This window comes from Burkholderia sp. 567 (assembly GCF_040545115.1).
In the GTDB taxonomy this organism is placed as follows: domain Bacteria; phylum Pseudomonadota; class Gammaproteobacteria; order Burkholderiales; family Burkholderiaceae; genus Burkholderia; species Burkholderia ambifaria.
Genome location: NZ_JBEPLG010000001.1, coordinates 753,707 through 774,789, shown reverse-complemented (window position 1 = coordinate 774,789; position 21,083 = coordinate 753,707). Strand labels below are relative to the sequence as shown.

The following is a 21,083-nucleotide window of genomic DNA, read 5'->3' as shown; positions in this document are numbered from 1 at the left end:
AACGAAAAAGGCACAGCTCATGCGGGCTGTGCCTTTTTCGTTTCGGTCGTGCGCGGATGCGATGCGCACGAACCGTGTCACACGATCACGCGCTCAAGCTTCGAACGCCGCCGGCCGGATCGCGATGATCCGCGACGCCGGGAAGCGCGCGGTGAACGTGCTGCCGCGCCCTTCCTCGCTCTGCACATACAGGTGCGAGTCGTGCCGCTGCAGCACGTGCTTGACGATCGCGAGGCCGAGCCCCGTGCCGCCCGTATCGCGCGAACGGCTGCGGTCGACGCGATAGAAGCGCTCGGTCAGCCGCGGCAGGTCGGCGGCCGGAATGCCGAAGCCACTGTCGGTGACGGAAAACACGCCCTGCGCGCCCTCGCGCCGCCACGACACGAATATCTTGCCGCCGTCCGGCGTATAGCGGATCGCGTTGGTGACGAGATTCGCGAACGCGCTGAACACTTCGGTCTGCGCGCCCGTGACGCCGAGCGTCTCGTCGATCGCGAACGCGATCTCGTGATGCCCGTTCGACAGCGTCTGCGCATCCTCCTTCAGATGGTCGAACACGGCGCGCATGTCGATCGCGTGATCGACCGGCGGCCTGCTTTCGCCCTCGAGCTTCGCCAACACCAGCAGATCGGTGACGATGTGCCGCATCCGCGACGCCTGCTGCTCCATCATCTCGAGATAGCGCGCGCGATCTTCCTCGTTCAGCGGCAGTTCGCGCATGGTCTCGAGAAAACCCGACAGCACGGTGAGCGGCGTCTTCAGTTCGTGCGACACGTTCGCGACGAAGTCGCGGCGCATCGCGTCGGTCCGCTCGAGCTCGGTGATGTCCTGCGTGAGCAGCAGCTTGCGGTTCTCGCCGTACGGAAACACCTGCACCTCCAGCACGTTCTGCCGCGAGTCGCCCATCCCGCGCATCACGAGCGTTTCATCGTAGTGCTGCGCGTTCAGGTAGCGGACGAATTCCGGATGACGCACGAGGTTCGTGATGTGCTGGCGCAGGTCGCGTTTCGCATCGAGGCCGAAATGCACCTCGGCGATCGCGTTGCACCACTCGATCTGGTCGTGGTCGTCGAGCATCGCGACGCCGTTCGGCGACGCCTGGATCGCCTGGATGAAGCGCGAATGCTGCTGCTCGACCTGCCGCACCTGCGCATGCCACTGCTTCGCGAGCTTGTGCAGCCGGTAATAGATTTCACCCCAGATGCCCGGTGCGCTCGGCACCTCGCCGTAGACGGGCGCATCGAGCAGACGCCACAGGCGTTGCGTATGGAAGGTACTGAAGAAGCCCTGCGCGACCAGCATCACGGCCGCGAACCCGCAGGCCGCGGTCGGGCCGGCGAACACGCCGACCAATACGCTGATCAGCACGAGCAGCACGAGCGACACGAGAAAGCGCGCCCAGATGATGTTCATGATTCAGCGCCCGAAAGAATGAACGGCATGCCGTGGCACACGGCATGCGCGGATACGTTACGCGTGCTTGGCGAGCCGGTAGCCGCTGCCGCGCACGGTCTCGATCATCGCATCGCAGCCGGCCGGTTTCAAGGCCGCGCGCAATCGTTTGATGTGCACGTCGACGGTGCGCTCCTCGACGAACACGTGATCGCCCCACACCTGGTCGAGCAGTTGCGTGCGGCTGTGCACGCGCTCCGGATGCGTCATGAAGAAATGCAGCAGGCGGAATTCGGTCGGGCCGAGATCGAGCTTGATCTCGCTGCCGTCGCCGTGCGCGGCGACGCGATGCGTGGCCGGATCGAGGCGCAGCCCGTTGATCGACACGACGTCCTCGGTCAGCTGCGGCGCGCGGCGGCGCAGCACGGCCTTGATGCGCGCCATCAGTTCCTTCGGCGAGAACGGCTTGGTCACGTAGTCGTCCGCACCGATTTCGAGGCCGAGCACCTTGTCCTGCTCGTCGCCACGCGCGGTCAGCATGATGATCGGGATGTGCTTGGTCCGTTCGTTGTTGCGCAGGTCGCGCGCGAACGCGATGCCGGACTTGCCCGGCAGCATCCAGTCGAGCAGCACGAGATCGGGCAGCACATCGCTGATCAGGTTCTGCGCCTGCTCCGCGTTGTACGCGCGGATCGGGCAGTGACCGGCATGCTGGAGATTCACCGAGATCAGTTCGGAAATCGCGGGCTCATCTTCAACGACGAGAATGTTGCTGGGCATCGGCACCTCTGTTCTTCCTGTGCGTGGTGTTAACTGTTGGCTTCGCGCTCGAGCGTGTCGCGCGGCTGGTGCCGCACGTCCGTGCCCTTCACGATGTAGATGATGAACTCCGCGATGTTCTTCGCGTGGTCGCCGATCCGTTCGATCGCCTTCGCGATGAACAGATATTCGAGGCCGACCGAGATCGTGCGCGGATCTTCCTGCATGTACGACACGAGCTTGCGCACGAACGCGCGGAATTCGAGGTCGATTTCCTTGTCGTCCTTGACGATCTGCGCGGCGGCCACCGTATCGAGGCGCGCGAATGCGTCGAGCGCGCGGCGCAGGATCGTCACGGCCATCTCGCCCGACACCTTGATCTCGGCGATGTTCACCGTGCGCGCGGCCGGTTCGTCGACCAGGCGGCGCACGCGCTTCGCGATCTTCTCGGCCTCGTCGCCCGCGCGCTCGAGGTTCGTAATCGTTTTCGAAATCGACATCAGAAGGCGCAGGTCGCGCGCGGCGGGCTGCCTCCGCGCGATGATGTTGCCGCACTCCTGGTCGATGTCGACTTCCATCGCGTTCAGCGTTTCCTCGGCCGTGATCACCTTCTCGGCCGCGTCGCGGTCGAACTCGTTCAGCGCATGCATCGCGCCGACGATCTGCGACTCGACGAGTCCGCCCATTTCCAGCACTTTCGACGACACGGCATTCAGGTCCGCATCGAACTGGCTCGACAGATGTTTATCCGACATGGTTGTTGTTCTCCGTCATCAGCCGAAACGGCCGGTGATGTAGTCTTCCGTTTCCTTGCGCACCGGCTTGATGAAGATCTTTTCGGTCTCGCCGAATTCGATCAGCTCGCCCAGGTACATGTAGGCCGTGAAGTCCGAGCAGCGCGCGGCCTGCTGCATGTTGTGCGTGACGATCACGACCGTGTAGTCGCTCTTCAGCTCCGCGATCAGCTCCTCGATGCGGCCCGTCGAGATCGGGTCGAGCGCCGAGCACGGCTCGTCGAGCAGCAGCACTTCCGGACGGATCGCGATGCCGCGCGCGATGCACAGACGCTGCTGCTGGCCGCCCGACAACCCGTAACCGCTCTGGTTCAGCTTGTCCTTCACTTCGTTCCACAGCGCGGCCTTCGACAGCGCCCACTCGACGCGGTCGTCCATCTCCGAGCGCGTGAGCTTTTCGAACATCTTCACGCCGAACGCGATGTTGTCGTAGATCGACATCGGGAACGGGGTCGGCTTCTGGAACACCATGCCGATGCGCGCGCGCAGCAGCGAGATGTCGCGCTTGGTGGTCAGCAGGTTCTCGCCGTCCATCAGGATTTCGCCTTCGGCGCGCTGCTCCGGATAGAGCGCGTACATCTTGTTGAACGTGCGCAGGAGCGTCGACTTGCCGCAGCCCGACGGGCCGATGAACGCCGTCACCTTCCCTTCGGGAATGCGCAGGTTGATGTTCTTCAGCGCGTGAAACTTGTTGTAGAAAAAGTTGAGGTCGTTGACCTCGATCTTCGCGTTCAGCGGCGCCAGCGGGCTGCCATGCACCGCGTCGTGCGTGCCGGCGGGCGCAGCGGTGCGCTCGACGGAATTCAGGTGGCTTTCTGCCATATTCATCGGATCGCTCCGCCGTTACTTTTTCGAGAAGATCGAGCGCGCCAGGACGTTGAGTCCGAGCACCCCGAGCGTAATCAGGAACACGCCCGCCCATGCGAGCGACTGCCATTCGGCGAACGGGCTCATCGCGAACTTGTAGATCGTGACGGGCAGGTTCGCCATCGGCTGGCTCATGTCCCACGAGAAGAACTGGTTCGACAGCGCCGTGAACAGCAGCGGCGCCGTTTCGCCGGCGATCCGCGCGATCGCGAGCAGCACGCCCGTCACGATCCCGCCGACCGACGCGCGCAGCGTGATCTTCAGCACCATGCGCCACTTCGGCGTGCCGAGCGCGACGGCCGCTTCACGCAGTGCGTTCGGCACGAGCTTCAGCATGTTCTCGGTCGTGCGGATCACGATCGGAATCTGCAGCAGCGCAAGCGCAATCACGCCGGCCCAGCCCGAGAAGCGTCCCGACTTCGCGACGACGATCGCGTACACGAACAGGCCGATGACGATCGACGGCGCCGACAGCAGGATGTCGTTGATGAAGCGGATCGTGCTCGCCAGCAGGTTCTTCTGGCCGTATTCGGCGAGATAGACGCCCGCGAGGATGCCGATCGGCGTGCCGACCAGCGTGCCGAAACCGCACAGCAGCAGGCTGCCGACGATCGCGTTCGCCAGACCGCCGCCTTCCGTGTTCGGTGCCGGCGTCGATTCGGTGAACAACTGCAGCGACAGGCCGCCGACGCCGAGGTGCACGGTCGTGTAGAGAATCCACACGAGCCACAGCAGCCCGAATGCCATCGCGCCAAGCGACGCGGTGAGCGCGATCGCGTTGGTGAACTTGCGCCTGCGTTGCAGGCGGTTGCGCATCGCGTCGAGCGCGGCGCCGTTCGGCCCGGGGAAATTCATGATGGGCTCGCTCATTTCTTGCCCTCTCCCTTCTCGAGACGAAGCAGCAGCAGTTTGGAGACGGACAGCACGATGAACGTGATCACGAACAGGATCAGGCCCAGTTCCATCAGCGCGGACGTATGCAGGCCCGGCTGCGCTTCCGCGAATTCGTTCGCGAGCGCCGACGTGATGCTGTTGCCCGGCGCGAACAGCGACACGCTGTCGAGCAGGTTCGTGTTGCCGATCACGAAGGTCACGGCCATCGTTTCGCCGAGCGCGCGGCCGAGGCCGAGCATCACGCCGCCGATCACGCCGGTCTTCGTATAGGGCAGCACGACCTTCCACATCACTTCCCACGTCGTGCAGCCGATCCCGTACGCCGATTCCTTCAGCAGCACGGGCGTGACTTCGAACACGTCGCGCATCACCGACGCGATGTACGGGATGATCATGATCGCGAGGATCACGCCGGCCGCGAGGATGCCGATGCCGATCGGCGCGCCGGACGTCAGCGGACCGACCACCCACACGTCCTTGAAGATGCGGCCGATCGGCTTCTGGAAGTATTCGGCGAAGATCGGCGCGAACACGAGCAGGCCCCACATGCCGTATACGATCGACGGAATCGCGGCGAGCAGCTCGATCGCGATGCCGAGCGGGCGGCGCAGCCACACGGGCGACAGCTCGGTGAGGAACAGCGCGATGCCGAAGCTGACCGGCACCGCGATCACGAGCGCGATGATCGACGTCACGAGCGTGCCGTAGATCGGCACGAGTGCGCCGAAGACATCCGAGTTCGGATCCCACTCGGATTGAAACAGGAAGCCGAGGCCGAACTTCTGGATGGTCGGCATCGACGCAATGATCAGGGAAACGATGATCCCGCCCAGCAGCAGCAGGGTCACGATCGCGGCAAGCCATGCGAGGCCGCCGAACAGAACGTCGCCGAGGCGGCTCGGCGCGCGTTGCGACGCGGCGTCGGGGGACCGGGAGGACGTGTAGGAAATTTCAGACATGGGTGCCTGTTCTGGATCGCCGGGCGCCGTGACGCCCGGCCTTACCGCACACACTGCCCGACCGGCACGGCCGGGCAGTGAACCGCTGCAATGCTTACTCCGCGGCGACCGGCTTGCCCGATGCGTCCGTGACCTTCGTCTTCCACTGCTTGCGGATTTCCGCCTCGACTGCCGGCGGCAGCGAGATGTAGTCCAGGCTGTCGGCCGCCTTCTCGCCGTTCTTGAACGCCCAGCTGAAGAACTTCAGCGTTTCGGCGCCCTGCTCCGGCTTGTCCTGCTTCGCGTGCAGCAGCACGAACGTCGCGCCGACGACCGGCCATGCATCCTTGCCCGGCTGGTTCGTCAGGATCTGGTAGAACGACTTCGACCAGTTCGCGCCGGCCGCGGCGGCCTTGAACGTTTCCGTCTTCGGTTCGACCACCGTGCCCGTCGAATTCTTCAGCGCGGTGTAGACCATGTTGTTCTTCTTCGCGTACGCCCACTCGACGTAGCCGACCGCGCCCGGCAGGCGCTGCACGAAGGCCGCGACGCCGTCGTTGCCCTTGCCGCCCGTGCCCGTCGGCCAGTTGACCGTCGTGCCTTCGCCGACCTTCGACTTCCACTCGTCGTTCACCTTGGACAGGTAGTTCGTCCAGATGAAGCTCGTGCCCGAGCCGTCAGCGCGGCGAACGACCGCGATGTCCGTGTCCGGCAGCTTGACCTTCGGGTTCAGTGCAACGATCGCCGGATCGTTCCACTTCTTGATCTTGCCGAGGTAGATGTCGCCGAGCACCGGGCCCGACAGCGTCAGTTCACCGGCCTTCACGCCCGGCACGTTGACGACCGGCACCACGCCGCCGACCACCGTCGGGAACTGGAACAGGCCTTCCTTCGCGAGCTCTTCATCCTTCAGCGGAGCGTCTGAACCGGCAAAATCGACCGTCTTCGCGTTGATCTGCTTCAGGCCGCCCGACGAACCGATACCCTGGTAGTTCACCTTCGCGCCGCCGGACTGCTGGTAGTCGGCAGCCCATTTCGTATAGATCGGCATGGCGAACGTGCTACCTGCGCCCGTGATGTCGGCAGCGTGCGCGGCAACGGCGAAAAGCGCGCCAGCCAGGCCGGCAATCGCGGTTTGCATCAATTTCATGAGACCTCCAGTGTGTGAGCGGATGACTACGGCACCGCGAAGGTTAGGGGCTCCTCATGACGATAATGTGACAATCGATGAAACTGGCGTGACAGTAACATGACTGGTTGAAAGGGTGTATCCGGGGTGGTGCGATGGGCCGCGGAGGCCAGGCGCGGCGGGGACAGCGGCAAGAATTGCCGGTCAGGGAGGGACGATGTGGGCACCCTTTGGCGGGTGCGCGGGCGATTCAGTCGCGGTGAAAAACAGGCGGGCAATGCCCTGCTCTGACGCCGCTTCTGCTCAGGGTCGGATGATTTGTTCGGTCAGATGAAATCCGCGCCGAAGCCCCTTCTATTTAATAGCGCAAACCTTTGCGTCTGATGAATTGCGGCGCCCGAAGGCGCCGCAGGTCGATTCATTGCAGCGGCAGGCGCGCCCTCGGTCGGAGCGTCGCGCGCCGTCGCCGGTTCGGCTCAGCTCGTCGCCATCCGCACCGCGTCTGCGATCGCTTCCGCGTGGCGGGTCGCGTCGGCGGCCTGCTGCGCCTCGACCATCACCCGCAGCACGGGCTCGGTGCCCGATGCGCGGATCAGCACGCGGCCGCTCCCCGCGAGCGCGCCTTCGGCCGCGTCGATCGCCGCGCGAATCGATGCGCTGCCCTTCCAGTCCGCGCCCGGCTTCATCCGCACGTTGATCAGCTTCTGCGGGAACAGCGTGACGCCGTCCAGCATCTGCGCGAGCGTGCGGTCGCTGCGCTTGAGCGCGGCGAGCACGAGCAGCGCCGACACGATGCCGTCGCCGGTCGAATGGCGGTCGAGCGACAGGATGTGGCCCGAGCCTTCCGCGCCGAGCTGCCAGCCGCGTTCGCGCAGCTGCTCGAGCACGTAGCGGTCGCCGACCGCCGCGCGCACGAACGGCACGCCCTCGCGCTGCAACGCGACCTCGACCGCGAGGTTCGTCATCAGCGTGCCCACTGCGCCGTCGACCTTGCCGGCCGTCGCGATGCGGTCCTTCACGAGCACGTAGAGCAGTTCGTCGCCGTTGTACAGCCGGCCCGTCGAATCGACGACCTGCAGGCGGTCCGCGTCGCCGTCGAGCGCGATGCCGAGATCCGCATGGTTCGCACGCACCGCGCGCACGAGTGCGTCGGGCGCCGTCGCGCCGACGCCGTCGTTGATGTTGAAGCCGTTCGGCGCGACGCCGATCGGGATCACGTCCGCGCCGAGTTCGTGGAACACGTGCGGCGCGATCTGGTACGCGGCGCCGTGCGCGCAGTCGATCACGAGCTTCAGCCCGCGCAGATCGTATGCGGCCGGGAACGTGCTCTTGCAGAACTCGATGTAGCGGCCGGCGGCGTCCTCCAGGCGGCGCGCCTTGCCCAGCCGGTCCGACGATGCGCATTCGAGCGGCTTGTCGAGCCACGCTTCGATCGCGGCTTCGGTATCGTCGGGCAGCTTGTTGCCGTCCGCGGAAAAGAACTTGATGCCGTTGTCCTGATACGGGTTGTGCGATGCGCTGATCACGACGCCGGCCGACAGGCGCAGCGCGCGCGTCAGGTAGGCGACGCCCGGCGTCGGCATCGGGCCGGCCAGCATCACGTCGACGCCGGCCGCCGAGAACCCGGCCTCGAGTGCGGCCTCGAGCATGTAGCCCGACACGCGCGTGTCCTTGCCGATCAGCACCGTCGGACGCGCGCCGGCCGCGACGTCGGCCGTGCCGGCCAGTACCTTGCCGGCCGCATAGCCGAGACGCAACACGAAATCAGGCGTGATGGGCGCCTCGCCTACCGTGCCGCGAATGCCGTCCGTGCCGAAATATCGACGTCCCATGGCGAATCTTCCTCCTTCGTCTTTCTGAATTCTGACTTATCGTTGCCGCGCGGCTTCGCGCACGGCGTTCCAGACCTTGAGCGCGTCGACCGTCGCCGCGACGTCGTGCACGCGCACGATCGCGGCGCCGCGCCCGACTGCGCACAGCGCGGCCGCCACGCTCGCCGCGACGCGTTCCATCGGCGGCTTGCCGCCGATCACCGCACCGAGCATCGACTTGCGCGACATGCCCGCGAGAATCGGATACGCGCGCCCGTCAGGCCGCGCGGGCGCCGTGTCCGCCAAGGCGGCCAGCAGCGCGTAGTTGTCGTCGACCACCGCCTTGCCGAACCCGAAGCCCGGATCGACGCAGATCCGCTCCGGCGCGATGCCCGCGTCGCGCAGCGCCTGCGCACGCGCGGCGAGAAAGTCGCGCACGTCGGTCACGACGTCGCCGTAGTCGGGCTCGCCGACCTGCATCGTCTGCGGCTCGCCGAGCATGTGCATCGCGCACAGCCCGCTGTTGCCGTCGCGCACCGCGTCGATCGCACCCGGCTGGCGGAACCCCCAGATGTCGTTGATCAGGTCGGCGCCGGCCGCGAGCGCCGCGCGCATCACGGCCGGCTTGTAGGTGTCGATCGACAGCGGCACGTTCAGCGGCCGCAGCGCCTCGACGAGCGGGATCACGCGCGCGAGCTCCTCGTCGAGCGGCACGGGCGGCGCCCCGGGACGCGTCGACTCACCGCCGATGTCGATCAGTTCGACGCCTTCGGCGATCATCCGCTCGGCCTGGCGCAGCGCATCGTCGCGCGCGAGGAAGCGGCCGCCGTCGGAAAACGAATCGGGGGTTGCGTTGAGGATGCCCATCACGAGCGGGCGTTCGAACGTCAGCGAGAAACGGCCGCACTGGAGCGGCGCGGGGATGAACGCGGAAACAGCGGAATCGGACACGGGCGGGAGGCGTTGATGAATGCAAAACGGGCCGGTGTGAAGCCACACCAGCCCGTGAACGGTGCTACAGCGGCGCTCAGGCCGGCGAAGCAGGCGCCGGCGCGTTGGCCGGCTTCACTTCGGCGGTCGTGCCACCACCCGACGAGTCGCCGCCGACAGCCGGCGAGCTCTTCGGCGAGCGCGGCGGACGCCCTTCCATGATGTCGTTGATCTGATCGGCGTCGATCGTTTCCCACTCCATCAGCGCGGCCGTCATTGCCTCGACCTTGTCGCGGTTCTCTTCGAGCAGGCGGCGCGCAAGGTTGTACTGCTCGTCGAGCACGCGGCGGATTTCGCCGTCGACCTTCTGCTGCGTCGCTTCCGAGATCGTGCGCGTGAAGCCGCGGCCGAACGGGCCGTTGTCGCTCTCGTCGTCGACGTAGACCATCGGTCCGAGTGCGTCGGTCATGCCGAAACGGGCCACCATCGCGCGTGCCGTCTGCGTCGCCTTGTTGAAGTCGTCCGACGCGCCGGTGCTGATCAGGTTCAGGAATAGCTCCTCGGCCACGCGACCACCGAACAGGATCGCCAGGCGATCGAGCAGGTAGTCCTTCGAGTACGTCTCGTTGTCATGCTCCGGCAGTTGCCACGTGACGCCCAGCGCGCGACCGCGCGGAATGATCGTGACCTTGTGCACCGGGTCGGCCTTCGGCAGCAGCTTCGCGATCACCGCGTGGCCCGACTCGTGGTAAGCCGTCGCGCGCTTCGCTTCCTCGCGAATCACCGCCGACTTGCGCTCCGGACCCATGAAGATCTTGTCCTTCGCGTCCTCGAAATCCTGCATCTCGACGATGCGCTTGCCGCGACGTGCGGCGAACAGCGCCGCTTCGTTCACGAGGTTCGCGAGATCGGCGCCCGAGAAACCCGGCGTGCCGCGCGCGATGACCGCTGCATCGACGTCGTTCGCGATCGGCACCTTGCGCAGGTGCACGCGCATGATCTGCTCACGGCCGCGGATGTCCGGCAGGCCGACATAGACCTGGCGGTCGAAACGGCCCGGACGCAGCAGCGCCTTGTCGAGCACGTCGGAACGGTTGGTCGCGGCGATCACGATCACGCCGGAGTTCGCCTCGAAGCCGTCCATCTCGACCAGCATCTGGTTCAGCGTCTGCTCCCGCTCGTCGTTGCCGCCGCCCATGCCGGCGCCGCGATGGCGACCGACCGCGTCGATTTCGTCGATGAACACGATGCACGGTGCGTGCTTCTTCGCCTGCTCGAACATGTCGCGCACACGGGCCGCGCCGACACCGACGAACATTTCGACGAAGTCGGAACCCGAGATGCTGAAGAACGGCACCTTCGCTTCACCGGCGATCGCACGGGCGAGCAGCGTCTTGCCGGTACCCGGAGGACCGACGAGCAGCACGCCGCGCGGAATGCGCCCGCCCAGCTTCTGGAATTTCTGCGGATCGCGCAGGAAGTCGACGAGCTCGGACACTTCTTCCTTCGCTTCGTCGCAGCCCGCGACGTCGGAGAAGTTGACCGCGTTGTTGTTCTCGTCGATCAGCCGCGCACGCGATTTCCCGAACGAGAATGCGCCGCCTTTGCCGCCCCCCTGCATCTGCCTCATCATGTAGAACCAGAACACGATGATCAGGATCGTCGGCCCGAGGTAATACAGCGCGGACATCAGCGCGTTCGGCTCGTCGTCCGCCTTGCCGCTGACCTGCACGCCGTACTTCATCAGGTCACCGACCATCCAGATGTCGCCGGGCGACACGATCTGGTATTTCTGGCCATCAGACGGAGTGACGGTGAGGTTGCGCCCCTGCACGATGACGTTCTTGACCTTGCCGTTCTTGGCGTCGTCCATGAACTGCGAATAGGACACACCTTCCTGGACGCGGGGCTTGTCGAACTGCTTGAACACCGTAAACAGCACCAGTGCGATCACCAGCCACACTGCTGCCTTCGAAAACATATTGTTGTTCAAAGCACCACTCCTTCACTCGTAGACGAGCGCCTACATTTTCCTTGCGGCGCTCCTCGGTCATTCTAATCCAGTCCGACCACCCCTGCCATAAGCATTGACAACCGCTGCGATAGCGCTTCGCTTGTCTGGCAAGGGCCGGAGCCCGTTTGCGGCACCGCGCTCCGCGTCACCGCGGTTGCTTCAGCTGCCGGCCCAAAATGAATGTTTCGGACGATTTGTCGCGCGACGCCTTCGGCTTGCGGGGCGCGACCACCTTAAACTGCTGCTTGAACTTCTCGACGATCTGGCTGTAGCCGCTGCCGTGAAAGCATTTCACGAGCAGCGCACCATCCGGCTTCAGATGGTTCTGCGCGAATTCAAGCGCCAGATCGCACAGATGCTCGATGCGTGCTGCGTCCGCCGAGGCTACGCCCGAGAGGTTGGGGGCCATGTCGGAAATAACAAGGTCTACCGCGCGACCTTCGAGCACATCTTCGAGCTGCCGGAGGACGTCGTCCTCGCGGAAGTCGCCCTGGATGAAGTGGACGTCGGCGATCGGCTCCATCGGCAGCAGGTCGAGCGCGATGATCGTGCCGTCGATGCCGCCTTCGCGTTGCGTGTCGCGCTTCTTGCCCTGCGCGAGCTTGTTGCGGGCATACTGGCTCCAGCTGCCCGGCGTCGCGCCGAGGTCGACGATCACCTGGCCCGGACGGATCAGCTTGTCCTGCTCGTCGATTTCCTTCAGCTTGTACGCGGCACGCGCGCGATAGCCCTCCCGCTGCGCCATTTTGACGTACGGGTCGTTGATGTGGTCGTGCAGCCAGTGCTGGTTGAAGCGGTTTTTTGCCATTCGAGAGAGAGATTGCTGCTATTTGCTTCGTGAAGCCGTGCTTTTGGCGGATAATACGCGTCTTCTTCGCGCGGCTGCGGCCCCTTCTGAGGCCCAAGCCGCGATTTTACGTGGTTTCGGCGCGCGGCTGATGCGGTAACTTCCCGCGATTCGCTTCTGACGCAGCGCCCCTTATCTAGATTTCGACATTTCCATGCCCGCCCTTTCGCTTTCCCCCGCCGAGCGCTCCGCGCTGCGCTCCCAGGCCCATGCGCTCAAGCCCGTCGTGCTGATCGGCGCCGAAGGGCTCACCGACGCAGTGCTGAAGGAAATCAAGGTGCACCTCGCCGCGCACCAGCTGATCAAGATCCGCGTGTTCGGTGACGAGCGCGACGAGCGCGTCGCCATTTACGACGAGATCTGCGACCGCCTGAGCGCCGCGCCGATCCAGCACATCGGCAAGCTGCTGGTGATCTGGAAGCCCGAGGCCGCTGTGGCAACCCCGGCCCGCGGCCGTCGTGCCGGCACGCTGCCGAGCGCGGCCGAAGCCAGCGACGACAGGAAAGGCCGCGCACCGCGCACCGTCAAGGTCGTCAAGGTGTCGCCGAACGCGAGCCCCGTGCGTCGCCCGAAGCCGACCAAGGTCGTCGTGCGCGGCAATGAGCGCGTGACGGCGGGCGGCACGGTGAAGCGCGCGAAAAAGCGTCAGGCCAGCACGAAGCGGCCGCACCAGGACAAGTAATCCTGCCGGGCGGCACGGGGCATCCCGTGCCCTGCCCGTGCGGCGCTCAGGCTAATGAGGGCCGTTCAGGCGTCGCGCGCCGGCAGACGCCAGATCAGCATCAGCCCCAGCACGCTCTCGACGAGATAGAACAGGCTCGAGACGCCGTGCAGCATCCCGAAGCGGCTCGCATACGGCGAGTTCGCGATATCGGTGCCCGCTTCCATCGCGGCCACGCGCAGCGCGTTCATGAACGGCTGCAGCGCAAAATACCCGACCAGCACGCACGCGACCATCGCCGCGACGATCCAGCGCACGCGGCGATAATCGCCGCTGCCGCGCCGCACCTGCTGATTCGACAGCGCGAGCAGCAGCACGCCACACACGACACCGACGATCGCCTCGATGCGAAACAGCTGGGCGGCGACCGTACCGGCCGTCATCCGCTCCAGCGTCTTGAACAGCACGGGCGCGACCGCATACCCGATCGTCAGCAGGCTGCCGACCCACACGGCCGACAGCAGACGGAACACGCGATGCGGCATCACGTCGCCCGGCTTCAGATGTAGCTGACGGAAATGATTTCGTACTCGCGCACGCCGCTCGGCGCCTGCACGGCCGCGACGTCGCCTTCGGACTTGCCGATCAGCGCGCGTGCGATCGGCGAGCTGACCGAGATCAGGCCGTGGTCGATATCGGCTTCGTCGTCGCCGACGATCTGATACTTGACGGTGTCGCCCGACTCGAGATCCTCGAGTTCGACCGTCGACGCGAAGACCACGCGGCCCTCGGCATCGAGCACGGTGGGGTCGATGACCTGCGCGGCGGACAGCTTCGATTCGAGTTCCGCGATACGGCCCTCGATGAAGCCCTGCTTTTCCTTCGCTGCGTCGTATTCGGCGTTTTCGGACAGATCACCCTGTGCGCGGGCCTCCGCGATCGCGTTGATCACGGCCGGCCGCTCGACGGACTTGAGGCGCTGCAATTCATCGCGCAGTTGCTCTGCGCCACGCTTTGTCAACGGAATGGTGCTCATAAACGGCTCAATCGATAATAACGGCTATAAAAAAAATCACCGCGATTAAGCGCATTTCCGGTGAACCGGAAACACCGCTTAACCGCGGCACGTGTTGCTTCGACAGGAAACTGACTGCTTAGTTTAGGCGAGCGTGAAGACCTTGTAAATCATAGACTTCCAGATCCTTCAGGTAGCGCAAGCCTTCGACGGCCGCGCGCGCGCCCGACATCGTCGTGTAGTACGTGACCTTGTGCGCCTGCGCGCTCATGCGGATCGAACGCGAATCGGCGATCGCCTGGCGCGTCTCGTCGACCGTCGTGAACACGAGCGCGATCTCGCCGTTCTTGATCATGTCGACGATGTGCGGACGGCCGTCCTTCACCTTGTTGACGACCTTCACCGGCACGCCGGCCGCTTCGATCGCGGCAGCCGTGCCCTTGGTCGCGACGATCGGGTAGCCGAGGTCGTGCAGCATGCGCGCGACTTCGACCGCCTTCGGCTTGTCGGCGTCCATCACGGTCAGCAGCACCGTGCCCGACTCCGGCAGGCGCGAACCGGCCGCGAGCTGCGACTTGAACAGCGCTTCGCCGAACGTCTGCCCGACGCCCATCACTTCGCCGGTCGAACGCATTTCAGGCCCGAGGACCGGATCGACGGTCGGGAACTTGACGAACGGGAACACCGCTTCCTTCACGCTGAAGTACGGCGGCTCGACTTCCTTCGTCACGCCCTGCTGCGCGAGCTTCTGGCCGACCATCGCGCGCGCCGCGATCTTTGCGAGCGGCAGGCTGGTCGCCTTCGACACGTACGGCACCGTGCGCGATGCGCGCGGGTTCACTTCGAGCACGTAGATGATGTCCTGCTTCGAGCCGTCCGCCTGCGGCACCTGCTGGATCGCGAACTGCACGTTCATCAGGCCGACCACGTTCAGCGCCTTCGCCATCGCGCCCGTCTGGCGCTTCAGCTCGGCCACGGTTTCCTTCGACAGCGAGTACGGCGGCAGCGAGCATGCCGAGTCGCCCGAGTGGACGCCTGCCTGCTCGATGTGCTCCATCACGCCGCCGATGAACACCGCTTCGCCGTCGCAGATGCAGTCGACGTCGCATTCGATCGCGTCGTTCAGGAAGCGGTCGAGCAGCACCGGCGAATCGTTCGACACCTTCACGGCCTCGCGCATGTAGCGCTCGAGGTCGCGCGGCTCGTGGACGATTTCCATCGCGCGGCCGCCCAGCACGTACGACGGGCGCACGACGAGCGGGTAGCCGATTTCGGCCGCCAGCGCGAGCGCTTCTTCTTCGGCGCGCGCGGTGCGGTTCGGCGGCTGGCGCAGACCGAGGTCCTGCAGCAGCTTCTGGAAGCGTTCGCGGTCTTCGGCCGCGTCGATCATGTCCGGCGACGTGCCGACGATCGGCACCCCGTGCGCCTCGAGGTCGAGCGCGAGCTTCAGCGGCGTCTGGCCGCCGTACTGGACGATCACGCCAACCGGCTTTTCCTTGTCGACGATTTCCAGCACGTCCTCGAGCGTCAGCGGCTCGAAGTACAGGCGGTCGGACGTGTCATAGTCGGTCGACACCGTTTCCGGGTTGCAGTTGACCATGATCGTTTCGTAGCCGTCCTCACGCATCGCGAGGGCCGCGTGCACGCAGCAGTAGTCGAACTCGATGCCCTGGCCGATCCGGTTCGGGCCGCCGCCCAGCACCATGATCTTCTTGTTGGTGGTCGGCTGCGCCTCGCACTCTTCCTCGTAGGTCGAGTACATGTACGCGGTTTTCGTCGCGAACTCGGCCGCGCAGGTGTCGACGCGCTTGTAGACCGGGCGCACGTTCAGCTCCACGCGGCGCTTGCGGACGTCTTCCGGCGTCGCGCCGAGCAGCTTCGCGAGGCGGCGGTCGGAGAAGCCGCTCTGCTTCAGGAAACGCAGCTCGTCGAACGTCAGCGACGCGAGCGTGCGGCCCGACAGCGCCTTTTCCTTCAGGATGATCTGCTCGATCTGAGCGAGGAACCACGGGTCGATCGCGGTTTCCGCGAAGATCTCTTCGGCCGTCATGCCGATGCGGAATGCATCGCCGACGTACCAGATGCGATCCGGGCCCGGCTCGTGGATCTCGATCGCGATCTCGTCGCGGTCGGTCGACTTCTCGTCGAGACCGTCGACGCCGACTTCGAGGCCTCGCAGCGCCTTCTGGAACGATTCCTGGAACGTGCGGCCGATCGCCATCACTTCGCCGACCGACTTCATCTGCGTGGTCAGGCGCGAATCGGCTTCACGGAACTTCTCGAACGCGAAACGCGGAATCTTCGTGACGACGTAGTCGATCGTCGGCTCGAACGACGCCGGCGTCTGGCCGCCGGTGATTTCGTTCTTCAGCTCGTCGAGCGTGTAGCCGACCGCCAGCTTCGCCGCGACCTTCGCGATCGGGAAGCCGGTCGCCTTCGACGCGAGCGCCGACGAACGCGACACGCGCGGGTTCATCTCGATGACGACCATGCGGCCGTCCTTCGGGTTGATCGAGAACTGCACGTTCGAGCCGCCCGTGTCGACGCCGATCTCGCGCAGCACCGCGAGCGATGCGTTGCGCAGGATCTGGTATTCCTTGTCGGTGAGCGTCTGCGCCGGCGCGACCGTGATCGAGTCGCCGGTGTGCACGCCCATCGGGTCGAGGTTTTCGATCGAGCACACGATGATGCAGTTGTCGGCGCGGTCGCGCACGACTTCCATCTCGTATTCCTTCCAGCCGAGCAGCGATTCCTCGATCAGCAGTTCGCGGGTGGGCGACAGGTCGAGGCCGCGCTTGCAGATCTCTTCGAACTCTTCGCGGTTGTACGCGATGCCGCCGCCCGAGCCGCCGAGCGTGAACGACGGACGGATCACGATCGGATAGCCGCTGCCGCCGGTGTACGCCATGATCTCGGCGTGCACCTGGGTCGCTTCTTCCATCGAGTGCGCGATGCCCGACTTCGCCGAGCCGAGACCGATCTTGGTCATCGCGTCCTTGAACTTCTGGCGGTCTTCCGCCTTGTCGATCGCTTCCGGCGACGCGCCGATCAGCTCGACGCCGAATTTCTCGAGCACGCCGTGGTGATGCAGGTCGAGCGCGCAGTTCAGCGCGGTCTGGCCGCCCATCGTCGGCAGGATCGCGTCCGGGCGCTCCTTCTCGATGATGCGCGCGACGACTTCCCACGTGATCGGCTCGATGTACGTGACGTCGGCCGTATTCGGGTCGGTCATGATCGTCGCCGGGTTGCTGTTCACGAGGACGACCTTGTAGCCCTCTTCACGCAGCGCCTTGCAAGCCTGCGCGCCCGAATAGTCGAACTCGCAAGCCTGGCCGATGATGATCGGGCCGGCGCCGATGATGAGGATGCTTTTGATGTCTGTGCGTTTTGGCATGGCTTGTGAATTCAGTAAGTAATCTTGGTCGTGGCGTTGTCGCGGGTCGGCCGGCTGCGCTCAACTCATGGTGGCGAGCGCGAGCTTCACCGAGAAACCGATGAACAGGCCGCCCACGCTGCTCGCCGCACCCGCCGCGAGCTTGCGGCGGCGGCGGAAATGCTCGGCGAGCCGCGCACCCGCGAAGATCAGCGTGCTCAGGTACAGGAAGCTCGCGCATTGCGCGATCGCCCCGAGCACGACGAACGACAGCGCGGGATGCGGGAATGCCGGGTCGACGAACTGGATGAAGAACGAGATGAAGAACAGGATCGCCTTCGGATTCAGGAGGCTCACGATCAGCGCCTTGCGGAACGGCTTGTCGAACGAGCGCTCGCCGTCGACCGCGAGCGGCGCGTCGGCCGGCGCATCGGCGCGTGCGCGCAGCTTGCGCCACGCGCCGCGCAGCATCCCGGCACCGATGTACAGCAGATACGCGGCGCCGCCGTACTTGACGACGGAGAACAGCAGCGGGTTCGTCTTCAGCAGCGACGCGACCCCCGCGGCCGACAGCACCATCAGCACCGTATCGCCGACGAACACGCCGCAGGCCGCGCGATAGCCGGCCTTCACGCCGCGCTGCGCCGCGAGCGACAGCACGTACATCGAGTTCGGCCCCGGCAGCAGGATGATGAAGATCACGCCGAACACGTAGGTCCAGATATCCGTGATGCCGAGTGCGTGGCCGAACATGATGCGAATCTCCCGTTCTTCGGTTGCTTCAGTGGCGTCAGGCGTTGCGCTGCTGCGCCGCGTCCATCAGGGCGGTGAAACGGTCGAACAGATAGCCGATGTCGTGCGGGCCGGGCGACGCTTCCGGGTGGCCCTGGAAGCAGAACGCCGGCTTGTCGGTCAGCTCGAAGCCCTGCAGCGTGCCGTCGAACAGCGACACGTGCGTCACGCGCGCATTGGCCGGCAGCGAATCCGCGTCGACCGCGAAGCCGTGGTTCTGCGACGTGATCACCACGCGGCCGTCGCCGAGATCCTTCACCGGATGGTTCGCGCCGTGGTGGCCCGTCTTCATCTTCAGCGTCTTGGCGCCGACCGCGAGCCCCATGATCTGGTGGCCGAGGCAGATGCCGAAGGTCGGCACGCCGCGCTCGATGAATTCCTTCGTGGCAGCGATCGCGTAGTCGCACGGCTCCGGGTCGCCGGGGCCGTTCGACAGGAAGATGCCGTCCGGATTCAGCGCGAGCGCGTCGGCCGCGCTGGCCTGCGCCGGCAGCACCGTCACCTGGCAGCCGCGTTCCGCGAGCATGCGCAGGATGTTGTACTTGACGCCGAAGTCGTACGCGACGACGCGGTATTTCGGCGATTCCTGCATCCCGTAGCCGCCTTCGAGGCGCCATTCGGTCTGCTTCCACTCGAACGGCTTCGTGGTCGACACGACCTTCGCGAGATCCATGCCGGCGAGGCCCGGGAACGAGCGCGCGAGCTCGATCGCCTTCGCCTCGTCGTCCGAACCGGCCAGGATGCAGCCGTTCTGCGCGCCCTTGTCGCGCAGGATACGGGTCAGCTTGCGGGTATCGATGCCGGCGATCGCGACGACGCCTTCGTCGCGCAGGTAATCGCCGAGCGTGCGGTCCATGCGGAAGTTCGATGCGAGCGTGGGCAGATCACGGATGATCAGGCCGGCGGCATGGACTTTCGTGGCTTCGACGTCTTCGGCGTTGATGCCGACGTTGCCGATATGCGGGTAAGTGAGCGTGACGATCTGACGCGCGTAGCTCGGATCGGTCAGGATTTCCTGATAGCCGGTAATCGCGGTGTTGAACACGACTTCACCGATCGTATGGCCTTCGGCCCCGATCGAATAACCACGAAAGACCGTGCCGTCGGCGAGTGCAAGCAAGGCGGGAGAAAAAGACGGCAACACGGGAGGCTCCTTGGGGAACACCCTGCTGCCGACCTGTTTACCCTGCCGCGCGTGCGCCGCGCTGCGTGGGCGCGCGGAGTCGCTAGCTGGACGCGACCTGCGTTGTCGAGACGCGAACCCGGCGCGTGGCGCACGAGGCTTCGCGGCATCGCCCGACAGGCGGCGTGCGGCGGATGAACGGGATGAGTGAGGTAGGCGCTAGGGTGCGAGGTTGATCAGCACAAACTTTCAAATTATAGCCCGAAAATGGCCCTATCTTCAATCGATATGGCCGTCCGATCCTGCATGCGGCGCGTCTGACATTGCCGCGACCGCGCACCGCGCGCGCTGCTGCGGCCCCGTTTGCGCGGGACGCCCTACCCGTCAGCGTACCGCCGGATCACCCTGCTTGCCAGTGCCGCGCGCAGGCCACGCGTACCAGACCGCGCTCGCGAGCTGCAGCGCGAGCAGCGTGCTCCACGCAGTGAAGTGTGCGGCAGCCGGGTAATGGCCGTCGATCGCCGGCCAGTGCGACAGCACCGCGCCGATACCGATCTGGAACGCAAAGATCAGCACGAAGATCACGAGCGTGAGCGTCGTGTTCGCGCGGCCGATCAGATGGGCCGGGAAATGACGGGCCAGCACCGCATAGGTCAGGATTCCGACGCCGCCGAACATCCCGTACGCCGCCCATAGTACGGCCGGCGGCAGCGGGACGCGCGCGACGATCGCGGCTTGCGTCGCGACGAACAGCGCCATGCCGACGCCGCAAAACGCCTGGACGGACACCCCGCGCCGCTCGAGCATGCGCGCCGCCGCGCCGAAGCCGACGCAGCCGGCCATCATCGCGAAGCCGAGCACCGACACGAGCTGGGCCGCGCGCTGCGCATCGAACCCCGCGACATCGCGCAGGTACGGCCCGACCCACAGCGACTGCATCGCATAGAACACGCCCTGCGTGACGACCGAGAACGACGAGATCTTCCAGAACGCGCGGCTGCTCAGGATGTGCCAGGTGCCCTTGAACTGGCTGACGAGCCCGCCTTGGTGGCGCGGCCGTTCGGCTTCCGGCGCGCCGAAGCCGATCGCGGCGGCGACGACGATCGTCAGCACCGCGAGGCCGCCGCAGATCGCGCGCCAGCTCGCGAATCCGAGCAGCCAGGTCAGCGGCGAGCCGACCGCGACGCCGCCGAGGCCGCCGACCGCCATCACGAGACCGTTGAGGAGCGGCAACCGGCCGACCGGAAAATGCTGCGCGAGCGCCTTGAACGCCGCACCGAGGCACACCGATACGCCGACGCCGATCAGGAGCCGGCCGATCATCATCGTGCCGAGGTCGTGGGCGACGCCGAACACCGCGGCGCCGGCCGCCGCGAACAGCAGCATCCCGGCCGTCACGCGGCGCGGGCCGAAATGGTCGAGCAGCACGCCGGCCGGAATCTGCGCGCCTGCGAAGCCGAGGAAATAAAGGCTGGTGAGCAGCCCGAGATCGGCGGCCGACAGCCCGAGCTCGTGCGTGACGAACGGCGCGAAGCCGAGATTGACGCCGCGGAACACGTACGACACGAAATACCCGATCGCAAACAGCGCGAGCACCCTCGCCTGCACCGATGACATCGCCTCTCCTTGTTGTTCCACGTCTGGCGCAACAGCGGCCGCGCCGCCGCGCACAAATGAAAACGCCGTCACCTCGGTGACGGCGTTGCCTCGCGTTTCGTCGGATGATAACGCAATCGCGCGGCCC

The 21,083-nt window shown here is 65.6% G+C and carries 18 protein-coding genes; 1 reads left to right on the top strand and 17 read right to left on the bottom strand.

Features of this window, described 5'->3' with window-relative positions:
• Positions 1–93: 93 nt before the first annotated feature.
• The 11 genes from phoR to ABIC50_RS03615 form a co-directional block, all read right to left on the bottom strand.
• Positions 94–1,413: a phosphate regulon sensor histidine kinase PhoR gene (phoR, locus tag ABIC50_RS03665; RefSeq protein WP_011656507.1), complete on the bottom strand. Its 1,320-nt coding sequence runs from the start codon at positions 1,411–1,413 to the stop codon at positions 94–96.
• A 57-nt stretch (positions 1,414–1,470) separates the two neighbouring features.
• Positions 1,471–2,172, bottom strand: coding sequence for a phosphate regulon transcriptional regulator PhoB (phoB, locus tag ABIC50_RS03660; RefSeq protein WP_006750313.1), 702 nt, complete (start codon positions 2,170–2,172; stop codon positions 1,471–1,473).
• Between the two features lie 29 nt (positions 2,173–2,201).
• Positions 2,202–2,906 carry a phosphate signaling complex protein PhoU gene (gene phoU, locus ABIC50_RS03655; protein ID WP_006750312.1) on the bottom strand — a complete coding sequence of 235 codons (705 nt, stop codon included), beginning with the start codon at positions 2,904–2,906 and terminating at the stop codon, positions 2,202–2,204.
• An 18-nt stretch (positions 2,907–2,924) separates the two neighbouring features.
• Positions 2,925–3,773, bottom strand: coding sequence for a phosphate ABC transporter ATP-binding protein PstB (pstB, locus tag ABIC50_RS03650; protein ID WP_011656506.1), 849 nt, complete (start codon positions 3,771–3,773; stop codon positions 2,925–2,927).
• 15 nt (positions 3,774–3,788) lie between these two features.
• A complete protein-coding gene (gene pstA / locus ABIC50_RS03645) occupies positions 3,789–4,682 on the bottom strand; it encodes a phosphate ABC transporter permease PstA (protein WP_011656505.1) in 894 nt (297 codons plus the stop codon).
• A complete protein-coding gene (gene pstC, locus ABIC50_RS03640; protein WP_011656504.1) occupies positions 4,679–5,665 on the bottom strand; it encodes a phosphate ABC transporter permease PstC in 987 nt (328 codons plus the stop codon). The genes pstA and pstC overlap by 4 nt, the downstream gene beginning before the upstream one ends.
• Positions 5,666–5,759: 94 nt before the next feature.
• Positions 5,760–6,794 carry a phosphate ABC transporter substrate-binding protein PstS gene (gene pstS, locus ABIC50_RS03635; RefSeq protein WP_105833742.1) on the bottom strand — a complete coding sequence of 345 codons (1,035 nt, stop codon included), beginning with the start codon at positions 6,792–6,794 and terminating at the stop codon, positions 5,760–5,762.
• Positions 6,795–7,249: 455 nt separating this feature from the next.
• Positions 7,250–8,605, bottom strand: a complete 1,356-nt coding sequence (gene glmM / locus ABIC50_RS03630; protein ID WP_006758676.1) for a phosphoglucosamine mutase — start codon at positions 8,603–8,605, stop codon at positions 7,250–7,252.
• 36 nt (positions 8,606–8,641) lie between these two features.
• Positions 8,642–9,535: a dihydropteroate synthase gene (folP, locus tag ABIC50_RS03625; RefSeq protein ID WP_471685942.1), complete on the bottom strand. Its 894-nt coding sequence runs from the start codon at positions 9,533–9,535 to the stop codon at positions 8,642–8,644.
• Positions 9,536–9,611: 76 nt separating this feature from the next.
• A complete protein-coding gene (ftsH, locus tag ABIC50_RS03620) occupies positions 9,612–11,507 on the bottom strand; it encodes an ATP-dependent zinc metalloprotease FtsH (RefSeq protein ID WP_011656500.1) in 1,896 nt (631 codons plus the stop codon).
• Positions 11,508–11,673: 166 nt separating this feature from the next.
• Positions 11,674–12,336 carry an RlmE family RNA methyltransferase gene (locus tag ABIC50_RS03615; RefSeq protein WP_012363552.1) on the bottom strand — a complete coding sequence of 221 codons (663 nt, stop codon included), beginning with the start codon at positions 12,334–12,336 and terminating at the stop codon, positions 11,674–11,676.
• Positions 12,337–12,529: 193 nt separating this feature from the next.
• Here ABIC50_RS03615 and ABIC50_RS03610 point away from each other — a divergent pair, with 193 nt between their 5' ends.
• On the top strand, positions 12,530–13,057 hold the full coding sequence (locus ABIC50_RS03610; RefSeq protein ID WP_012363551.1) for a YhbY family RNA-binding protein: 528 nt from the start codon (positions 12,530–12,532) through the stop codon (positions 13,055–13,057).
• A 65-nt stretch (positions 13,058–13,122) separates the two neighbouring features.
• Here ABIC50_RS03610 and ABIC50_RS03605 read toward each other — a convergent pair whose 3' ends face one another.
• From ABIC50_RS03605 to ABIC50_RS03580, 6 genes are all read right to left on the bottom strand, one after another.
• Positions 13,123–13,581 carry a DUF4149 domain-containing protein gene (locus tag ABIC50_RS03605; RefSeq protein ID WP_354162176.1) on the bottom strand — a complete coding sequence of 153 codons (459 nt, stop codon included), beginning with the start codon at positions 13,579–13,581 and terminating at the stop codon, positions 13,123–13,125.
• Between the two features lie 14 nt (positions 13,582–13,595).
• Positions 13,596–14,072, bottom strand: coding sequence for a transcription elongation factor GreA (gene greA, locus ABIC50_RS03600; RefSeq protein ID WP_006758682.1), 477 nt, complete (start codon positions 14,070–14,072; stop codon positions 13,596–13,598).
• 118 nt (positions 14,073–14,190) lie between these two features.
• On the bottom strand, positions 14,191–17,445 hold the full coding sequence (carB, locus tag ABIC50_RS03595) for a carbamoyl-phosphate synthase large subunit (RefSeq protein ID WP_006750300.1): 3,255 nt from the start codon (positions 17,443–17,445) through the stop codon (positions 14,191–14,193).
• 60 nt (positions 17,446–17,505) lie between these two features.
• On the bottom strand, positions 17,506–18,177 hold the full coding sequence (leuE, locus tag ABIC50_RS03590; protein WP_105833746.1) for a leucine efflux protein LeuE: 672 nt from the start codon (positions 18,175–18,177) through the stop codon (positions 17,506–17,508).
• Positions 18,178–18,214: 37 nt separating this feature from the next.
• Entirely contained in the window at positions 18,215–19,360 is a 1,146-nt protein-coding gene (carA, locus tag ABIC50_RS03585; protein ID WP_006750298.1) for a glutamine-hydrolyzing carbamoyl-phosphate synthase small subunit, read from the bottom strand.
• A 363-nt stretch (positions 19,361–19,723) separates the two neighbouring features.
• Complete coding sequence (locus ABIC50_RS03580; protein ID WP_354161614.1) at positions 19,724–20,956, bottom strand: MFS transporter; 1,233 nt, start codon at positions 20,954–20,956, stop codon at positions 19,724–19,726.
• Between the last annotated feature and the right edge of the window lie 127 nt (positions 20,957–21,083).

Coding starts and splice junctions, on each gene's coding strand:
- ABIC50_RS03605 (WP_354162176.1), bottom strand. CDS start 13,581: ATGCCGCATCGCGTGTTCCGTCTGCTGTCGGCCGTGTGGGTCGGCAGC.
- phoB (WP_006750313.1), bottom strand. CDS start 2,172: ATGCCCAGCAACATTCTCGTCGTTGAAGATGAGCCCGCGATTTCCGAA.
- ABIC50_RS03615 (WP_012363552.1), bottom strand. CDS start 12,336: ATGGCAAAAAACCGCTTCAACCAGCACTGGCTGCACGACCACATCAAC.
- phoR (WP_011656507.1), bottom strand. CDS start 1,413: ATGAACATCATCTGGGCGCGCTTTCTCGTGTCGCTCGTGCTGCTCGTG.
- pstB (WP_011656506.1), bottom strand. CDS start 3,773: ATGAATATGGCAGAAAGCCACCTGAATTCCGTCGAGCGCACCGCTGCG.
- leuE (WP_105833746.1), bottom strand. CDS start 18,177: ATGTTCGGCCACGCACTCGGCATCACGGATATCTGGACCTACGTGTTC.
- pstA (WP_011656505.1), bottom strand. CDS start 4,682: ATGAGCGAGCCCATCATGAATTTCCCCGGGCCGAACGGCGCCGCGCTC.
- phoU (WP_006750312.1), bottom strand. CDS start 2,906: ATGTCGGATAAACATCTGTCGAGCCAGTTCGATGCGGACCTGAATGCC.
- ABIC50_RS03610 (WP_012363551.1), top strand. CDS start 12,530: ATGCCCGCCCTTTCGCTTTCCCCCGCCGAGCGCTCCGCGCTGCGCTCC.
- pstC (WP_011656504.1), bottom strand. CDS start 5,665: ATGTCTGAAATTTCCTACACGTCCTCCCGGTCCCCCGACGCCGCGTCG.
- glmM (WP_006758676.1), bottom strand. CDS start 8,605: ATGGGACGTCGATATTTCGGCACGGACGGCATTCGCGGCACGGTAGGC.
- ABIC50_RS03580 (WP_354161614.1), bottom strand. CDS start 20,956: ATGTCATCGGTGCAGGCGAGGGTGCTCGCGCTGTTTGCGATCGGGTAT.
- carB (WP_006750300.1), bottom strand. CDS start 17,445: ATGCCAAAACGCACAGACATCAAAAGCATCCTCATCATCGGCGCCGGC.
- greA (WP_006758682.1), bottom strand. CDS start 14,072: ATGAGCACCATTCCGTTGACAAAGCGTGGCGCAGAGCAACTGCGCGAT.
- pstS (WP_105833742.1), bottom strand. CDS start 6,794: ATGAAATTGATGCAAACCGCGATTGCCGGCCTGGCTGGCGCGCTTTTC.